At 73.6% G+C, this 16,839-nt stretch carries 17 protein-coding genes; 12 read left to right on the plus strand and 5 right to left on the minus strand.

Features of this window, described 5'->3' with window-relative positions; genetic code table 11:
• Nucleotides 1-8: 8 nt before the first annotated feature.
• On the plus strand, nucleotides 9-683 hold the full coding sequence (locus tag OKX07_RS09115) for a thymidine kinase (RefSeq protein ID WP_265631524.1): 675 nt from the start codon (nucleotides 9-11) through the stop codon (nucleotides 681-683).
• Nucleotides 684-728: 45 nt separating this feature from the next.
• On the opposite strand, the gene sepH is transcribed toward OKX07_RS09115, so the two are convergent.
• Nucleotides 729-1,802, minus strand: a complete 1,074-nt coding sequence (gene sepH, locus OKX07_RS09120; RefSeq protein ID WP_265631525.1) for a septation protein SepH — start codon at nucleotides 1,800-1,802, stop codon at nucleotides 729-731.
• Between the two features lie 98 nt (nucleotides 1,803-1,900).
• Here sepH and OKX07_RS09125 point away from each other — a divergent pair, with 98 nt between their 5' ends.
• The 3 genes from OKX07_RS09125 to OKX07_RS09135 all read left to right on the plus strand — a co-directional run bounded on the left by OKX07_RS09125 (nucleotide 1,901) and on the right by OKX07_RS09135 (nucleotide 3,985).
• Nucleotides 1,901-2,554, plus strand: coding sequence for a trimeric intracellular cation channel family protein (locus OKX07_RS09125; protein WP_265631871.1), 654 nt, complete (start codon nucleotides 1,901-1,903; stop codon nucleotides 2,552-2,554).
• A 27-nt stretch (nucleotides 2,555-2,581) separates the two neighbouring features.
• A complete protein-coding gene (locus tag OKX07_RS09130; protein ID WP_265631527.1) occupies nucleotides 2,582-3,463 on the plus strand; it encodes an inositol monophosphatase family protein in 882 nt (293 codons plus the stop codon).
• A gap of 222 nt (nucleotides 3,464-3,685) precedes the next feature.
• A complete protein-coding gene (locus OKX07_RS09135) occupies nucleotides 3,686-3,985 on the plus strand; it encodes a DUF4193 domain-containing protein (RefSeq protein WP_265631528.1) in 300 nt (99 codons plus the stop codon).
• A gap of 25 nt (nucleotides 3,986-4,010) precedes the next feature.
• Here the strand turns inward: OKX07_RS09135 and OKX07_RS09140 are convergent, their stop codons facing one another.
• Nucleotides 4,011-4,562 carry a DUF3093 domain-containing protein gene (locus OKX07_RS09140; protein WP_265631530.1) on the minus strand — a complete coding sequence of 184 codons (552 nt, stop codon included), beginning with the start codon at nucleotides 4,560-4,562 and terminating at the stop codon, nucleotides 4,011-4,013.
• Here OKX07_RS09140 and dut point away from each other — a divergent pair.
• The 4 genes from dut (at nucleotide 4,561) to OKX07_RS09160 (ending at nucleotide 7,121) form a co-directional block, all read left to right on the plus strand.
• On the plus strand, nucleotides 4,561-5,142 hold the full coding sequence (dut, locus tag OKX07_RS09145) for a dUTP diphosphatase (protein ID WP_416220852.1): 582 nt from the start codon (nucleotides 4,561-4,563) through the stop codon (nucleotides 5,140-5,142). The two genes, OKX07_RS09140 and dut, sit on opposite strands and share 2 nt — an antisense overlap.
• A gap of 116 nt (nucleotides 5,143-5,258) precedes the next feature.
• A complete protein-coding gene (locus tag OKX07_RS09150; protein ID WP_265631534.1) occupies nucleotides 5,259-5,975 on the plus strand; it encodes a DUF3710 domain-containing protein in 717 nt (238 codons plus the stop codon).
• Complete coding sequence (locus OKX07_RS09155) at nucleotides 5,972-6,340, plus strand: OB-fold nucleic acid binding domain-containing protein (protein ID WP_265631535.1); 369 nt, start codon at nucleotides 5,972-5,974, stop codon at nucleotides 6,338-6,340. The genes OKX07_RS09150 and OKX07_RS09155 overlap by 4 nt, the downstream gene beginning before the upstream one ends.
• A 4-nt stretch (nucleotides 6,341-6,344) precedes the next feature.
• The gene (locus OKX07_RS09160; RefSeq protein ID WP_265631537.1) at nucleotides 6,345-7,121 is read left to right on the plus strand and encodes a DUF3159 domain-containing protein; all 777 of its coding nucleotides are present in this window, start codon (nucleotides 6,345-6,347) and stop codon (nucleotides 7,119-7,121) included.
• On the opposite strand, the gene OKX07_RS09165 is transcribed toward OKX07_RS09160, so the two are convergent.
• The gene (locus OKX07_RS09165) at nucleotides 7,054-7,728 is read right to left on the minus strand and encodes a potassium channel family protein (RefSeq protein WP_265631539.1); all 675 of its coding nucleotides are present in this window, start codon (nucleotides 7,726-7,728) and stop codon (nucleotides 7,054-7,056) included. The genes OKX07_RS09160 and OKX07_RS09165 overlap by 68 nt on opposite strands.
• Nucleotides 7,725-8,375, minus strand: coding sequence for a potassium channel family protein (locus tag OKX07_RS09170; protein WP_265631541.1), 651 nt, complete (start codon nucleotides 8,373-8,375; stop codon nucleotides 7,725-7,727). The genes OKX07_RS09165 and OKX07_RS09170 overlap by 4 nt, the downstream gene beginning before the upstream one ends.
• 131 nt (nucleotides 8,376-8,506) lie before the next feature.
• Between OKX07_RS09170 and OKX07_RS09175 the strand changes: the two genes are divergently transcribed.
• Together OKX07_RS09175 and OKX07_RS09180 are read left to right on the plus strand one after the other, a co-directional pair.
• A complete protein-coding gene (locus OKX07_RS09175; protein WP_265631542.1) occupies nucleotides 8,507-10,510 on the plus strand; it encodes an APC family permease in 2,004 nt (667 codons plus the stop codon).
• The gene (locus OKX07_RS09180; protein ID WP_265631544.1) at nucleotides 10,500-11,762 is read left to right on the plus strand and encodes a class I SAM-dependent RNA methyltransferase; all 1,263 of its coding nucleotides are present in this window, start codon (nucleotides 10,500-10,502) and stop codon (nucleotides 11,760-11,762) included. The genes OKX07_RS09175 and OKX07_RS09180 overlap by 11 nt, the downstream gene beginning before the upstream one ends.
• 67 nt (nucleotides 11,763-11,829) lie before the next feature.
• Here OKX07_RS09180 and OKX07_RS09185 read toward each other — a convergent pair whose 3' ends face one another.
• Nucleotides 11,830-13,296: an RICIN domain-containing protein gene (locus tag OKX07_RS09185; RefSeq protein ID WP_265631546.1), complete on the minus strand. Its 1,467-nt coding sequence runs from the start codon at nucleotides 13,294-13,296 to the stop codon at nucleotides 11,830-11,832.
• A gap of 358 nt (nucleotides 13,297-13,654) precedes the next feature.
• On the opposite strand from OKX07_RS09185, the gene OKX07_RS09190 reads away from it, so the two are divergent.
• Complete coding sequence (locus tag OKX07_RS09190) at nucleotides 13,655-13,831, plus strand: translation initiation factor 2 (protein WP_265631547.1); 177 nt, start codon at nucleotides 13,655-13,657, stop codon at nucleotides 13,829-13,831.
• Nucleotides 13,832-14,063: 232 nt separating this feature from the next.
• The gene (acnA, locus tag OKX07_RS09195) at nucleotides 14,064-16,817 is read left to right on the plus strand and encodes an aconitate hydratase AcnA (protein WP_265631549.1); all 2,754 of its coding nucleotides are present in this window, start codon (nucleotides 14,064-14,066) and stop codon (nucleotides 16,815-16,817) included.
• Nucleotides 16,818-16,839: the final 22 nt, after the last annotated feature.

Consider the following 16,839-nt stretch of genomic DNA (forward strand, 5'->3'; position numbering starts at 1 on the left):
TGACGCCCATGGCCGAGCTGGTCTTCTTCTCGGGGACGATGGACTGCGGCAAGTCCACCCTGGCGCTCCAGATGCACCACAACCACGCCGCGCGCGGACGTGACGGTGTGCTGTTCACGCGCCAGGACCGTGCCGGGAGCGCCACCATCTCCTCGCGGCTGGGCCTGCGGCGCCGCGCCGACGAGGTCGACGACACCACCGACTTCTGGGCGGAGGTCGTGACGCGGCGCACGCGCGGGCGCCCGGTGGACTACCTCGTCGCGGACGAGGCGCAGTTCTACACCGCCGCGCAGGTCGAGCAGCTCGCGCGCGTCGTCGACGAGCTGGCCGTCGACGTGTTCGCGTTCGGGATCACCACGGACTTCCGGGCCCGGCTGTTCCCGGGGTCGGCGCGGCTCGTCGAGCTGGCCGACCGGGTCGAGGTCCTGCAGGTCCGCGCGCTGTGCTGGTGCGGTGCGCGCGCCACGCACAACGCGCGCACCCTCGACGGCGTCATGGTCGTCGAGGGCGACCAGGTCGTCGTCGGCGACGTGGGCCTCGACGGCGCCGCCGCGGCGGGCACGGGGGAGGTCGCCTACGAGGTGCTGTGCCGACGGCACCACGTGCGCCGCATGACGGCGCGCGTCGCGCGCGCTGCCGGCCCGTCGGCGCAGACGCTGCTCTTCGACGACGACGCGCGCTGACGCGTCCGACGGCGACACGTCAGGCGGCGCGTCCCACCGGGCACGTCACTCCGGCTTGGCGCCGAAGACGATCTCGTCCCAGCTCGGGACCTTGGCGCGCGTGCGCCGCGGCTTGCGCTCGCCCGCCGGTGCGCGGGCGTCACCGCGCGTGGCGTGGTCCGGGTCGTCCGTTCCGGTACCCGCAGGTGCCGTCGCCGGTCCGGTGGCCGGGGCGGCGCGCTCACCGCGTGGCGGCGTCAGGACGACCGCCTCGCGCGCCGGGTCAGCGTCCACGGGGTGCGCGCCGGGGGCGTCCGCCTCGTCGACGCGTGGCCCGCTCTCGCGGTCGGAGGTGTGGCCGGCCGCGAAGTCGAAGACGTGCTGCGGGCCGAAGCCCTCGAACTCCTCGTCGTCGCCCTCGAGGTCCAGGGGCTGCCGGACCCCGCGGCGGGTGCGCAGCTCGTCGAGCAGCGCGTGCGTCGGCTCGGGCTGGTCGCCGGAGCCGTCGGTGACGGCGTCGAGGTCGAAGACGACGTCGCGGACGGCAGCCAGGTGACGGCGGGAGACGGGCTCGTCGATCTCGGTCTCCGACAGCCAGCGCGCCTCGTCCTCGTCGGCGACGACCGCACGACGCACGGGGTCGTAGGTCCAGCGCGCCTCGCGTGGCTCGTCGGCGACGACGAACCGTGCCAGGACCATCCAGGGTCCCGCGCCCTCGCGGGCGGCGTCCCACGCGAGCGACCCGACGTCGACGCCGCGCGCCGCCAGCCGGTCCGTGACCAGGTCGCCGAGGAGCGGGGCGCCCGAGTCACGGCCGACCCGCGTCCCGCGCGCCTGCTCGGCGATGTACTCGCGCTCCGCGAGCACGGGCCCCTCGTAGCGACGCACCGACTCCACGGTGACCCCCGCGGCGTCGGCGACCTCCCGCGCGGTGGCGCCGGCGCGGATCCGGGACTGGATCTCGCGCGGGCTCAGCGACCCCGCCTGCTCGGAGCGCAGCTGCTCCAGCTGCGGTCGGTCGCGGCGCACGGCGGCCCGCAACGGGTCGTCGATGCGCAGGCGGAAGCGCTGCCCGTCGGGCGCGACCACGACGAGGTGCTCGCCGTCCTCGTGCAGACCGACCAGCTCCAGCTCACCCATACGACCTCCCCGGGCTCCAGGGTGGAGCCTGCCACCTCCGGGCCGTGAACGCGCGCACCCGGCCCGGTGTGCCGCCGGTCGGGCTGCGGTGGGCCAGGATGGGTGCCGTGCTGCCCGATCTGCCGATAGGACCGGTCCTGGAGGTGGCGGGGGTCTTCGTCGGGTCGATGTCCGGCGCCCTCGCCGCCGTGCGCAAGCAGTTCGACGTGTTCGGCGTCCTGGTGCTGGCGTGGGCCGCGGGCCTCGGCGGGGGCGTGCTGCGCGACCTGCTCATCGGTGCCGTCCCGCCCGTCGGCATCAGCGACGTCCGCCTCATGGCGGCGGCGCTCGCCGGTGGCCTGGTCATGTACTTCGGCCACCCGCGGCTCGAGCGGGCACGCCGCTTCATCATCGTGCTCGACGCCGGCGCGCTCGCGCTGTTCAGCGTCGTCGGCACCGTGAAGGGCCTGGAGTACGGCACGACCGCCCTGGCCGCCGTCGTGGTCGGCGTCCTGACGGGTGTCGGTGGCGGCATGCTGCGCGACCTGCTGACCGGCGAGGTCCCCGTCGTGCTCCACCAGCGCGAGCTCTACGCCGTGCCCGCGCTGCTGGGCTCGGCAGCGACCGTCGGCCTGTGGCACCTGGGGTGGGCGGGTGCGGTGGGCCTGACGGCCGTCGCGGCCGGGATCTTCGCGCTGCGGCTCGTCGCGCTGCGCTTCCGGCTGACGGCCCCGGGGCCGTGGCGCGGCGGCAGGTCGTCCGGCAGCCGCTGACGGCACGGGCTGCGGCAGGATGAGCGCGTGAGCGTTCCCCCCGCACACCCCTCCGCCCCTCTGTCCGCCCACAGCGCCGCCGTGCCCGCGCTCGTGGCCGTCGCCCAGGAGGTCGCGCGCGCCGCGGGCAGCCTCGTGCGCGACGGCCGCCCCGCGGACCTCGGCGTGGCGGCCACCAAGTCGAGCGCGGTCGACGTCGTGACCGCCATGGACCTGGCCAGCGAGGAGCTCGTGCGCGCGATGCTGGCCCGGCTGCGCCCCGACGACGGGATCCTCGGCGAGGAGGGCGGCCACGAGCCGGGCACGTCGGGGGTGACCTGGGTGGTCGATCCCATCGACGGCACGGTGAACTACCTGTACGGCCTGCCGGCGTACGCGGTGAGCGTGGCGGCCGTCGTCGGCGAGCCCACGCCCGCGACGTGGACCGTGCTCGCCGGCTGCGTGCACGCCCCGGAGACGGGGGAGACGTGGACCGCCGGACGGGGGCGGGGGGCGACCCTGGACGGCCGTCGGCTGACGCTCGCGGACGCACCCGCGCTGGACCGGTGCCTGCTCGGCACGGGGTTCGGGTACGTCGCCGAGCGCCGTCGGTCCCAGGCGCGTGTGCTCGCCGTGCTGCTGCCGCAGGTGCGTGACGTGCGTCGCATCGGTGCGGCCGCGATCGACCTGTGCCAGGTCGCCACGGGTCGCCTCGACCTCTACTACGAGCGTGGCCTGCAGCCGTGGGACCTGGCGGCGGCGGCGCTCGTCGTCACCGAGGCCGGAGGCGTCGTGCGCGGCCTGCGCGGGCTCCCGGCGGGCCCCGACATGGTCGTCGCGGGGTCGGCCGAGCGGGTCGCGGAGCTGGTCACGAAGCTGGAGGAGCTGGGGGCCGACGACCCCGACCCACCGGGTGACGACGTCGGGTGAGACGGGCGCCTCACACCCGCGGTGCACCGTGCTGACCTGCACAGATGCCGTGAACCGAGGTGCCGCTCGCCACGGCTGCCCAGATGGGCACGTGTCCGTGTTCGCATCCGTGCCCGCGGTGATGCACAATCCGTCCGCGCGGGGGAACAAAACGCTGGCGTGGCGCATTGATCCCGCGTACCACGACCAACTGCTGCAGAAGACGGAGTGTGACGCTCACACATGGCAACCGACTACGACGCCCCGCGCAAGACCGAGGAGGACCTGAGCGAGGACTCGCTCCAGGAGCTCCAGGCTCGGCGCTCCGACAAGAACTCGGGCGTGGTGGACGAGGACGAGACGGAGGCCGCCGAGGGGTTCGAACTCCCCGGCGCCGACCTGTCCGGCGAGGAGCTCTCCGTCCGCGTCCTTCCCCGCCAGGCTGACGAGTTCACGTGCTCGAAGTGCTTCCTGGTGCATCACCGCAGCCAGCTCGCCTACGAGCGCGACAGCCAGCCCGTGTGCTCGGAGTGCGCGGCCTGACCCGATTCACCACCCGACCGGCCGGTCACCCTTCGGGGTGCCCGGCCGTCGTCGTCCCCGGGGGGGCCGCAGGCGTCCCGCCGAGCGCCGCCACCAGCGCGTCGGGCTGACGCGTCGAGACGATCCAGTAGGGCGTGGGGTCCTGCGGGTCGCGCACCTCGAGGCGGACCGCGGTGCCGATCCACGACCGCAGGCAGGCGTAGGCCCGCGCGTCGAGGGCCGGGCCGAGCTCGGTGCGCAGCGCGGCGCGGTCGAGCACCCGCGGCTCGGCGAGCAGGCGCACCGGGATCCGGGCGGTGCCGGCGCGCAGGGTGCCGCGCTCGACCTCGACGAGCGGCGTCGTGAGGACCGCGGCCGCCAGGCCGCCCAGCAGCGTCAGGACGCCGACGACGATCGCGAGCAGGTGGTCGACCGGGACGAAGGCCACGGCCAGCACCGCCGCGAACGCCACGACGCCGCCCCACCCGAGCGGACCGGGCCACAGCCGCTCCCGGAAGCCCGGCCGGCCACGCGCCGCGGCCGGCCGCGTTGGCGTCGTCGGTGCGGGGGACGTCGCGGGGTCGGGTGTCGCGGTCATGCCTCCAGGATGTCATCCCGCCCGTGCCGCCACCGGTCCCCGACGCCCGCCGGGCGCGGTAGGGTCGGCCCCCGTGACAGCGACCAGCCCTCCCGGCCCGGACGACGCCGACGTCGGCGTGCAGGTGCTGCTGCAGCGGCTCGACGCCGGCCTGCCGGCCCCCGCGTACGCGCACCCCGGTGACGCAGGTGCCGACCTCGTCGCGCGCGTGGACGTCACGCTGGCCCCGGGCGAGCGTGCCACCGTGCCCACGGGCGTGGCGATCGCGCTCCCCCCGGGGCACGTGGGGCTCGTCCACCCGCGCTCCGGGCTCGCGGCGCGGCACGGCCTGACGGTCGTCAACGCGCCCGGCACGGTCGACGCGGGGTACCGGGGCGAGATCGCGGTGACGCTGCTCAACACCGACCGCGAGCACGCGATCGAGCTGCGGCGCGGCGACCGCATCGCCCAGCTCGTCGTGCAGCGCGTCGAGCACGCGCTGTTCGTCGAGGTCGACGCGCTGCCGGACTCGGTCCGCGGCGCGGGCGGCTTCGGTTCCAGCGGCGGCTGGACGGCCGCCGCGGACGCGTCCAGGACGTGACCGTCACCCGGCCGCGCGCCGGGGGCGGAACTACTGTCGTCGTGGGGGACGTTGTACGTCATGGGGTCGCAGGTGTGAGGACGAGGGCGCGCAGGCGCCGGTCGGAGGAAGTGAACGTGGGTCTGTTCCGCCGTGGCGCCAAGGAGGCCGGTGCGCTCGACGCACCCGCCGACGCCCCCGCCGACGAGCCGCAGGACGGCACCACCACGCCGCAGGTCGGGCCTGACGTGCGCGGGCCGTGGGACGCCGACGCGGCGTACCCGGAGGCGCAGCGCGTCGACCTGGGCTCGATCCACCTGCCGTCGGTCGACGGCATGGAGGTGCGGCTCGAGGTCGACAAGGCGACCAACGTCGTGTCGGCCGTCGCCGTCCTGCTCGAGGGGTCGTCGTTGCAGCTGCAGGCCTTCGCCGCACCGCGCACCGACGGGATCTGGGACGAGATCCGCGAGGAGATCGCCGCGTCCATCACGCAGCAGGGCGGCACCGTGGACGACCTGCCCGGGCCCTTCGGTCGTGAGCTGCTCGCGCGGCTGCCCGTGCGCACGCCCGAGGGCCGGACCGGGCACCGTCCGGCGCGGTTCATCGGCAGCGACGGTCCGCGCTGGTTCCTGCGCGGCGTCCTGACCGGGCGTGCCGCCGTCGAGCCCGACGCGGCCGGCACCCTGGAGAACCTGTTCGGCCAGGTCGTGGTGGCACGGGGGACCGACGCCCGCCCGCCGCGCGACCTGCTGCCGCTGCGGCTGCCGGAGGGCGCGACGCCGACGCCCGCCGCGCCCGTGGCACCCCAGTTCGCGCCCCCGGAGCGCGGACCGGAGATCACGGAGATCGGATGACGTTCACCGACCGCGTGCGCAAGGTGCTCGCCTCCCAGGCGGAGATCGAGGCCGACGAGGAGCGCGCCGACGCGTTGCGCGTCCCCGGGTGCTGCCCGGTCGACGCGTTGCCGCACCGCGCCCGGGCCAGCGTGTCCGGCGTGCTGCGCTCGGTGACGCTGCGCCCCCGCGACGGGGTCCCGGCGATCGAGGCCGAGCTCTACGACGGCTCCGGCACGCTCGACCTGGTGTGGCTGGGACGTCGCCAGATCGCCGGCGTCGAGCCGGGCCGTCGGCTGAAGGTCGACGGCATGGTGTGCATGGTCGCCGGCCGTCGCACGGTGTTCAACCCGCGCTACGAGCTGCGCGCACGACCAGGGGAGTGAGCTGATGAGCGAGTCGACGGGCGAGCGGTCCGCCGCACCGGGCGACGACGAGCCGGTCGTGCTGGATGCCGTCGACGACGTCGTCCCTCCCGAGGAGGGCGGTGCGCGCGGCCTGCGCTCGATCACCGCCGACGAGTTCTCCGCCGCCGACGCGGTCGGCGGCGTGCGAGGCATCATCGAGGCGGTCGCCCCCGGCCTGCTGTTCGTCGTCGTGTACATCGCGGCCGGCCAGCAGCTGCAGCCCGCGCTCATCGCGGCGTCCGCGGCCGCCGTCGTGGCCGTCGTGGCCCGGCTCGTGCAGCGCACCCCGGTCACCCAGGCGTTCTCCGGTGTCCTGGGCGTCGGCATCGGCGTGCTGTGGGCGTGGCGCACGGGCGACGCGAGCGACTACTTCGCCTACGGGCTGCTCGTCAACGCGGCGTACCTGGTCGGCACGCTGGTCTCCGTGGTCGTCGGCTGGCCGCTCGTCGGGCTCGTCGTCGGCATGTTCAGCGGCCGCGGGCCGCTCGGCGGGGGACCGTGGTCGGCGGCCGTCGAGTGGCGCGCCGACCCCGCGCTGCGCCGCCGGTACTCGCTGGCGACCTGGCCGTGGGTCGCGATGTTCGGGCTGCGCCTGCTGGTCCAGCTGCCGCTGTTCCTGTCCGACGAGGTCGTCTGGCTCGGCACGGCGAAGCTCGCGATGGGCCTGCCGCTGACCGCCGTCACGCTGTGGCTCAGCTGGATGCTGGTCCGCGGGTCAGGAGCCGCTCGAGAGCCTTCTGGTCCACCTCGCTCCCCGTGACGAACAGCAGCTCGTCGCGTCCTTCGAGGGTGTCGTCCGGGCTGGGCGGGATGGGGCGCCGGTCGCGCACGATGCACGCGAGGACCGTGTCGGTGGGCCACTCGACCTGACCGATCCGGACGCCCGCGAGGGGCGAGTGCTCCGGCAGGGTGAGCTCGAGGATGTCGGCCTTCGACTGGTGGAACGTGAAGATCCGCACCAGGTCCCCGACGGCCACGGCCTCCTCGACCATCGCCGTCATGATCCGGGGCGTCGAGACCGCGACGTCGACACCCCACGCGGCGTCGAACATCCACTCGTTCTTCGGGTTGTTGACGCGCGCGACCGTGCGCGGCACGCCGAACTCCGTCTTGGCGAGCAGCGAGACCACGAGGTTCGCCTTGTCGTCGCCCGTCGCCGCGACCATGACGTCGCACTCGTCGGCGCGCACCTCGCGCAGCGTGGGCAGCTCGCACGCGTCGGCGAGCAGCCAGTCCGCGTCGGCGACCTGGGCGACCCGCATCGCGGACGGCTGCCGGTCGATCAGGGTGACCTCGTGGTCGTGCGCGAGGAGCTCGCGCGCGATGGACCGGCCCACCGACCCGGCCCCGGCGATGACGACCCTCATGCGGTCACCGCCGGAGGTGCCGTCAGGACGCGTTCGACCGCGGGTGCGTCGTCGACGCGCAGCAGCAGGTGCACGGTGTCGTTCTCCTGCAGGACCGCGCCCTCGGTGGGCAGCAGCGCGTCGCCGTAGCGGGTGACGTAGGCGACACGCGCGCCGCTCGCGTCCTCGAGCGCGTGCAGCGGCCTGCCCGCCCACGCGGGGTGCACGTCCACCTGCGCGAGCTGGATCTTGCCCGAGGCGTCGCGGTGCTCGTCGGTCATGCCCATGGGGAGCATGCGACGCAGCACCTGGTCCGCGGTCCACCGCACCGTCGCCACGGTGGGGATGCCGAGGCGCTGGTAGATCTCGGCGCGGTGCGGGTCGTAGATGCGCGCGACGACGTTCTCGACGCCGAACGTCTCACGGACGACGCGCGCCGCGAGGATGTTCGAGTTGTCGCCGTCGGACACCGCCGCGAACGCGTACGACTCGTCGATCCCCGCGGTGCGCAGGGTGTCGCGGTCGAAGCCGAGACCGGTGACCTTGTTGCCGGAGAACCCGGCGTCGAGCCGGCGGAACGCGTCCGGGTACTGGTCGATCACGGCGACGGAGTGACCGCGGGACTCCAGGGACTGCGCCAGGGTCGCCCCGACGCGTCCGCATCCCATGATGACGAAGTGCACAGCCGGTCACGCTATACCCCGACGGCGGTCCCGCACAGCGCGCGGACGCCCCGTCGGCAGGACCGCGCGGCCCGGGGTGTATCAGCGACGTCCGAGCAGGCATACGATCGCTGATCGTGTCGGATCTCGCAGACGCCGCCAAGCGGCTCGTGCTCGGCCGTCCGGTCCGCAGCGACCGGCTCGGCCACACCCTGCTCCCCAAGCGCGTCGCCCTGCCCGTGTTCGCGTCCGACGCGCTGTCGTCGGTCGCGTACGCCCCGGACGAGATCCTGCTGACGCTCTCGCTCGCCGGGCTGACCGCCATGACCTTCTCGCCGTGGGTCGGGCTCGCGGTGGCGATCGTGCTGCTCACGGTCGTCGCGTCGTACCGGCAGAACGTGCACGCGTACCCGTCGGGCGGCGGCGACTACGAGGTCGCCTCGGTGAACCTGGGGCCGAAGGCGGGGGTCACCGTCGCCAGCGCCCTGCTGGTGGACTACACGCTGACCGTCGCGGTGTCGATCTCGGCCGGTGCGCAGTACGCGGCCACGGCGGTGCCGGCGCTGCGCGGCCACGAGACGTCGTTCGCGATCGGGCTGATCGTGCTGCTGGCGCTCGCGAACCTGCGGGGGGTCAAGGAGTCCGGCAGCGCGTTCGCGATCCCGGTCTACCTGTTCATGGCGTCGATGGGCTCGCTGGCCGTGGTGGGTGCGGTGCGCTACTTCACCGGGACGCTGCCCGCAGCCGAGAGCGCGGCGCTCGACGTCGCCGCCGACCCCGGCTTCGACCAGGGGCTGATGGGGCTGGCGGGCGGGTTCCTCGTCCTGCGTGCGTTCGCGTCGGGCTGCGCCGCCCTGACGGGCGTCGAGGCCATCAGCAACGGCGTGCCCGCGTTCCGCAAGCCCAAGTCCCGCAACGCCGCGACGACCCTGGCGCTGCTGGGCGGCATCTCGATCACCATGATCATGGCGATCCTGCTGCTCGCCCGGGCGACGAACGTGAAGTTCGCCGAGGACCCTGCGACGCAGCTGCTGCGCGACGGCGTCCCGGTGGGGGAGGGCTACGAGCAGCACCCCGTGATCAGCCAGCTGGCGGCCTCGGTGTTCTCCGGCGTCGACGTGCTCTTCATCGCCGTGTCCGTGGTCACGGGGCTCATCCTCGTGCTGGCGGCGAACACGGCGTTCAACGGCTTCCCGGTGCTCGGCTCGATCCTGGCGCGCGACGGCTATCTGCCCCGGCAGCTGCACACGCGCGGGGACCGCCTCGCCTTCTCCAACGGCATCATCACCCTCGCGGCTGCGGCGATCGCCCTCATCTGGGCGTACGACGCCGAGGTCACGCGTCTCATCCAGCTGTACATCGTGGGCGTCTTCGTCTCGTTCACGCTCTCCCAGCTCGGCATGGTCCGGCACTGGACGCGCGGGCTGCGCACCGAGCCCGAGCCCGGTGCGCGGGCCCGCATGCGGCGCTCGCGGGTGATCAACGCGATCGGCCTGGCCATGACCGGCACGGTGCTCGTCATCGTCCTGGTCACCAAGTTCGCGCACGGCGCGTGGCTCGCGCTGCTCGCGATGGGCGCGGTCTTCGGCGTGATGCAGGGGGTGCACCGGCACTACCTGCGGGTACGGGCGGAGCTCGCCCTGGGTGACGACATGCAGGCCGCGCGCGCCCTGCCCAGCCGGGTGCACGCGGTGGTCCTCGTCTCGCACCTGCACCGCCCGACGATGCGCGCGCTGGCGTACGCGCGCGCCTCACGCCCCCAGGTCATCGAGGCGGTGACGGTCGGGGTCGACCACGACGACGTCGTCGCGCTGCGCGCGCAGTGGGAGGCAGCCGACCTGCCGGTCCCCCTGAAGGTGCTGGACTCCCCGTTCCGGGAGATCACGCGACCGGTGCTCACGTACGTGCGCTCGATCCGCCGCGAGAGCCCGCGCGACCTCGTCGTCGTGTACATCCCCGAGTACGTCGTGGGGCACTGGTGGGAGCAGCTGCTGCACAACCAGAGCGCGCTGCGCCTCAAGAGCCGCCTGCTGTTCACGCCCGGCGTCGTCGTGGCGTCGGTGCCGTGGCAGCTCGCCTCGACCGAGGGCCAGACGGGGCTCGAGGACACCGTCCGGGGTACCGTGCCGCGTGGCTACTGAGACCCTGCGCACCGGCACGACCGTCGACCTGGAGATCGGTCCGGTCGCCCACGGCGGCCACTGCGTGGCGCGGTACGAGGGGCGCGTCGTCTTCGTCCGGCACACGCTGCCGGGCGAGCGGGTGCGCGCGCGGCTGACGGACGCCGGCCCCGACGCGAAGTTCTGGCGTGCGGACGCGGTCGAGGTGGTCGACGCGTCCCCGGACCGGGTGCCCTCCGCGTGGCCGGCGGCCGGACCCGGCGGGGCGGGCGGGGGCGAGCTCGCGCACGTGGCGCTGCCTGCGCAGCGGGCGTGGAAGGAGGCCGTCCTGGCCGAGCAGCTGCAGCGGCTCGCGCGGCTCGACCTGACACCGACGGTGCACGCCGCACCGGGTGACGACGCACGCGGGGGGCTGGCGTGGCGCACGCGCATCGACCTGCACGTCGACGCCGAGGGCCGCGCGGGCATGCGCGGGCACCGGTCGCACGACGTCGTGCCGCTGACGGACATGCCGCTGGCGACGCAGGACGTCGCGGCCCTCGGCCTGTTCGACCGACGCTGGCCGGCGGGCTCGCGGATCGAGGCCGTCGCACCCGCCGACGGCTCCACACCTCTGGTCCTGCTCGACGGTGCGCCCTTCGACCTGCACAGCAACCGTCGCGACGCGCGGCCGAACGCCCGTGCGGCGGTGCGCGAGCACGTCCGGCTGGCGGGGACCGACTACGTCTACCGCGTCGCGGCCGCGGGTTTCTGGCAGGTGCACCGCGAGGCGCCCGGTCTGCTCGCGTCGCGCGTCCTGGAGGCGGTCGGCGACGTCGCGGGCGCGACCGTGCTCGACCTGTACTCCGGCGCCGGGCTCTTCTCCTCCCCGCTGGCCGACGCCGTCGGGACGGACGGGCGTCTCGTCGCGGTCGAGGGTGACGAGCGCGCGATCCGTGACGCGCGGCGCAACGCGCACGACCGCCCGCAGGTGGAGCTGCACGCGGGCGACGTCGTGGACGTCCTGACGGGCCGGCGCGGAGCGGTGGCGCCGGTGGCCGCGGCGGACGTCGTGGTGCTGGACCCGCCCCGCACGGGTGCCGGGCGCAAGGTCGTCGACGCGGTCGCCGCGCTGCGCCCGCGCCGCATCGTGTACGTCGCGTGCGATCCCGCGGCGCTCGCGCGCGACATCGCGCTGCTCGGCGAGCGGGGCTGGTCCGACGTCACCGTGACGGGGTACGACCTGTTCCCCATGACGCACCACCTCGAGGCCGTGGCGGTGCTCGACCGCTGACGTGCGGCGGCCGCGTCCCGAGGTGTCGGGACGCGGCCGCCGGTCTGTCGCGGTGCCTCAGCGCTGCTCAGCGCTGCCCGGCGCCGCCCTGCACGATCGACTTCACCTGCGACGCGGTGTCCAGGTTGTAGGCGTAGGGGATCGCCTTGACCGACCCGCCCTGCTGGCCCGAGCCCGAGCCGGTGAAGTGGTTGTTGCGCGCCACCAGCGTGCCGGCGGGGGACGACCCCTCACCGAGGTGGAACGGGTCGGACGTGTTCTCGAAGTAGTTGCCCTCGACGAGCACGCCCGCCTCCATGGTCGACGCGACCCCGTAGGAGCCGACGTTCGTGTAGAGGTTGTTGAACACGTGCACCGGGTTGCCGAACCGGACCCGCGGGTTGCGCTGGTTGGTGCCGTCGAACCAGTTGTGGTGGTACGTGACGCGCAGCTTGCCGCGGTCCTGCGAGCCGTTGTCGTCGGAGTGGCCGACGAGGGAGTTCTTGTCGTTCCCCCGGAAGCGGTTCCAGGAGATCGTCACGTAGTCGGACGCCCGCTTGGTGTCGACGGCGCCGTCGTAGCCGGTGAAGAAGGTGTTGTGGTCGACGACGATGCGCGTCGACTCCTCGATGTTGATGGCGTCGTCACCCCAGCCGTCGAACGACAGGTTGCGGACGATCACGTTGGTGGCCTGACGGATGTTCAGCCCGCAGCCCTGGAGCCGCGCGCCGGACGCGCCCTCGATCGTGATGTTCGAGCCGACCCGCAGCATGCCGGAGCAGGAGATCGTGCCCTGGACGCGCACGACCTTGTTGCTCCCCGAGATCGCCGAGGTCAGTGCGGAGGCGGAGGTCACCGTGGTGACCCCGGACGAGCCCCCGCCGGTCGTGCCGCCGCCCTGCGTCGCCCAGCCCTGGACGCTCGTGCTCCCGCCGTTGCCGGGCGGCGGTGTGGTGGGGTTGCTGGTGGGCGGCGGTGTGGTGGGGTTGCCGCCGGAGCCGATCGCCACGAGCTCCCACTGCTGGTTGTACTGGTTGTTGTCGGTGAGCTGGGTGACGGTCGCGCCGTCGGCGGTGGAGCGGTCGGTCACGGTGACGGCCTTGCCGGAGTGGCGGCTGATCAGGCGGACGCGTCCGCCCTCGGAGTCGGCGAGGCGGAACTGCTGGTTCGCGCCGCCGAAGTCCTGGTACTGCCGGATCTCCCCGCGGTCGGCGGTGGACCAGTTCCACAGGTCGAGGACCTTGCCCGAGTGCCGGGACTTGACGCGGTACCAGCCCGAGCCGGAGTCGACGAACTGCCACTGCTGCCACGCGCCGTCGTTGCGGGGCCACTGCTGGATCACGGCACCGTCGGCGGTGGACGTGTCCCGCACGTCCATGACCTTGCCGGACTGGCGGTTGACCAGCACGTACCAGGCGTTGGTGTCGACGCTCGCGGCGCTGGCGGGCAGGGCCGTCAGGCCCACGGCGCCGAGGGCGAGCGCGGTCGCGGTGGCCGCGAGGGCGGCAACGGCACGCAGCGGTCTGCGTGTCGTCCTGTGCTTCTGGAGGATCATCGTCGACTCTCTCTGCTGGTCGGTTGAGCCCGGCGCGACCCCGGGGGGACGCACGGCGACGCGAGGTGGTCGAGCGGGTCCACTGCTCGTCGAAGCGCTTTCGCCGCGATTGGCACCGTAGGCGAGCAGCCGTCGCCGTCGGAAGGGCGACGGGGCTGCGTAACCTTTCAGCACCCGATGTCGTGAGTGCGCCGGCAGGTCCTCCGGGTCGGACCCGGGCCGCCGCAGGGGGCGCCGGACGACCGAACCGGCCCGCCGCGCGACGGATCGCGTACCGGCCTAGCGTGGGGACCGGGCCCGCACGACGGGCCCCGGCGGGCGTCGTGGCCCGCCGCGGACGCGATGACAGGAGCGCATCATGACCGAGTCCCAGGAAGCCGCCTCCCGGCTCTCCGAGGCCAGCCGGATCGCGACCCAGGAGCTGCACAAGCAGGGCACCCCCGACTACGACCCGCGCGCGCACGAGCGCGCCGTCGAGGCCGAGCGCAAGGCGGCCAACGCGGTCCAGGCGCGGCGGGACGCCGACGCGGGCTGACGCGTCCGCCGTCGGGCGACGAGGGGCGGTCGAACCGTCCGCCCCTCGTCCGCTCGCGCGTCGGTGCGTGCGCCGACGGGGGCTCCCGGGGTAGCATGTATCTCGACATCAAGATACTCGTCCAGGTGCCTGTCCGGACGGTCGTCGCCGTCGCACCGTGGCAGCGCGCGCCCCGCAGGGCCGCCCCCGCCGGGCCCCCGAGCGCCGGGACACTCGCAGCGAAGGAGCACTCGTGAGCAGCGTCGACAGCTTCCGATCCAAGGGAACGCTCGAGGTCGGTGACGCGTCCTACGAGATCTACCGGCTGGGCGCCGTGCCCGGCACGGAGCGCCTGCCGTACAGCCTGAAGATCCTCGCGGAGAACCTGCTGCGGACCGAGGACGGCGCGAACATCACCGCCGACCACGTGCGCGCGATCGCCGCGTGGGACCCGGACGCGCAGCCCGACACCGAGATCCAGTTCACGCCTGCGCGCGTCATCATGCAGGACTTCACCGGCGTGCCCTGCGTCGTCGACCTGGCCACGATGCGTGAGGCCGTCGCGGAGCTCGGCGGTGACCCGTCCCGCATCAACCCGCTGGCCCCCGCCGAGCTCGTGATCGACCACTCGGTCCAGATCGACGTCGCCGGCCGCCGCGACGCGTTCGAGCGCAACGTCGAGCTCGAGTACGAGCGCAACGTCGAGCGCTACCAGTTCCTGCGGTGGGGTCAGACCGCGTTCGACGACTTCAAGGTCGTGCCCCCGGGCACCGGCATCGTCCACCAGGTCAACATCGAGTACCTGGCGCGCGTCGTCATGGTCCGCGACGGCAAGGCGTACCCGGACACGTGCGTCGGCACCGACTCGCACACCACGATGGTCAACGGCCTGGGCGTGCTCGGCTGGGGCGTCGGCGGCATCGAGGCCGAGGCCGCGATGCTCGGCCAGCCCGTCTCGATGCTCATCCCGCGGGTCGTGGGCTTCAAGCTCACCGGCACCATCCCGCCCGGCGTCACGGCGACCGACGTCGTCCTGACCATCACGCAGCAGCTGCGCCTGCACGGCGTGGTCGGCAAGTTCGTCGAGTTCTACGGCGAGGGCGTCGCGTCGGTGCCGCTGGCCAACCGCGCGACCATCGGCAACATGAGCCCCGAGTTCGGCTCGACCGCCGCCATCTTCCCGATCGACGGCGTCACGATGGACTACCTGCGGCTGACGGCCCGGTCCGAGGAGCAGCTCGCGCTGGTCGAGGCGTACGCCAAGGAGCAGGGCCTGTGGCACGACCCGTCGCGTGACGGGTACGTCGAGCCCGTGTTCTCGGAGTACCTCGAGCTGGACCTGTCGACCGTCGTCCCGTCGATCGCCGGTCCGAAGCGTCCGCAGGACCGCATCGAGCTGTCGCGCGCGAAGGAGCAGTTCCAGCGCGACCTGCCCACCTACGCGCCGGAGACCCTCAACGGTGTCGACGAGGCCGAGCGGGAGTCGTTCCCCGCGTCGGACTCGCCCGCGATCACGTCGACCGCGACGCGCACGTTCCCCGTCACGGACACCGAGGGCCGCTCGTACGACCTGTTCCACGGCGCCGTCGCGATCGCCTCGATCACGTCGTGCACCAACACGTCCAACCCGTCGGTGATGATGGCCGCCGCGCTGCTCGCGAAGCACGCCGTCGAGCACGGGCTGACGGCCAAGCCGTGGGTCAAGACGTCGATGGCCCCCGGGTCGCAGGTCGTCACGAACTACTACGAGAAGGCCGGCATGTGGCCGTACCTGGAGAAGCTCGGCTTCCACCTGGTCGGGTACGGCTGCGCGACGTGCATCGGCAACTCGGGCCCGCTCGACGAGAAGATCTCCGAGGCCGTGCAGGAGCACGACCTGGCGGTCGCCGCGGTGCTGTCCGGCAACCGCAACTTCGAGGGCCGGATCAACCCCGACGTGAAGATGAACTACCTCGCGTCGCCCCCGCTGGTCATCGCGTACGCGCTCGCGGGCACGATGGACTTCGACTTCGAGGCCGACCCGCTGGGCCGGACGCAGGACGGGCACCCGATCTTCCTGCGCGACATCTGGCCGACGCCCGAGGAGGTCCAGGCCACGATCGACGGGTCCATCGACCGGCAGATGTTCACCGACGACTACGCCGACGTGTTCGCCGGCGACGAGCGCTGGCGCGCGCTGCCGACACCCGAGGGCAACGTCTTCGACTGGGACCCCCAGTCCACGTACGTGCGCAAGCCCCCGTACTTCGACGGCATGGGCGCGACGCCGGAGCCCGTCACGGACATCGCCGGTGCGCGCGTGCTCGCCAAGCTCGGCGACTCCGTGACGACCGACCACATCAGCCCGGCCGGGTCGATCAAGGGCGACAGCCCCGCCGGCGTGTACCTCGCGGAGCACGGCGTCGAGCGTCGCGACTTCAACTCCTACGGCTCGCGCCGCGGCAACCACGAGGTCATGATCCGCGGCACGTTCGCCAACATCCGGCTGCGCAACCAGCTGGTCCCGGGCGTCGAGGGCGGCTTCACCGTCAACTGGCTCGACGGCGGCACCGAGCAGACGACGATCTACGACGCGTCGCAGGCCTACCAGGCCGCGGGCGTGCCGCTCGTGATCCTCGGCGGCAAGGAGTACGGCTCGGGGTCGTCGCGCGACTGGGCGGCCAAGGGCACGAGCCTGCTGGGCGTCCGCGCCGTCATCACCGAGAGCTTCGAGCGGATCCACCGCTCCAACCTCATCGGGATGGGCGTGCTGCCGCTGCAGTTCCCCGACGGGGAGTCCGCCGACTCGCTCGGCCTGGACGGCTCGGAGGCGTTCGACATCGTCGGCGTCACCGCGCTCAACACCGGCCCGGCGCCGCGCACGCTGGCCGTCACGGCCACCAAGCCCGACGGCACGGCCGTGACGTTCGACGCCGTGCTGCGGATCGACACCCCGGGCGAGGCGGACTACTACCGCAACGGCGGGATCCTGCAGTACGTGCTGCGCCAGGTGGCCGGGGTCGCCTGACCCGGTCCCACCCGTGAGGGGC

It is taken from the genome of Cellulomonas sp. S1-8 (genome assembly GCF_026184235.1).
Taxonomy (GTDB): Bacteria; Actinomycetota; Actinomycetes; order Actinomycetales; family Cellulomonadaceae; genus Cellulomonas.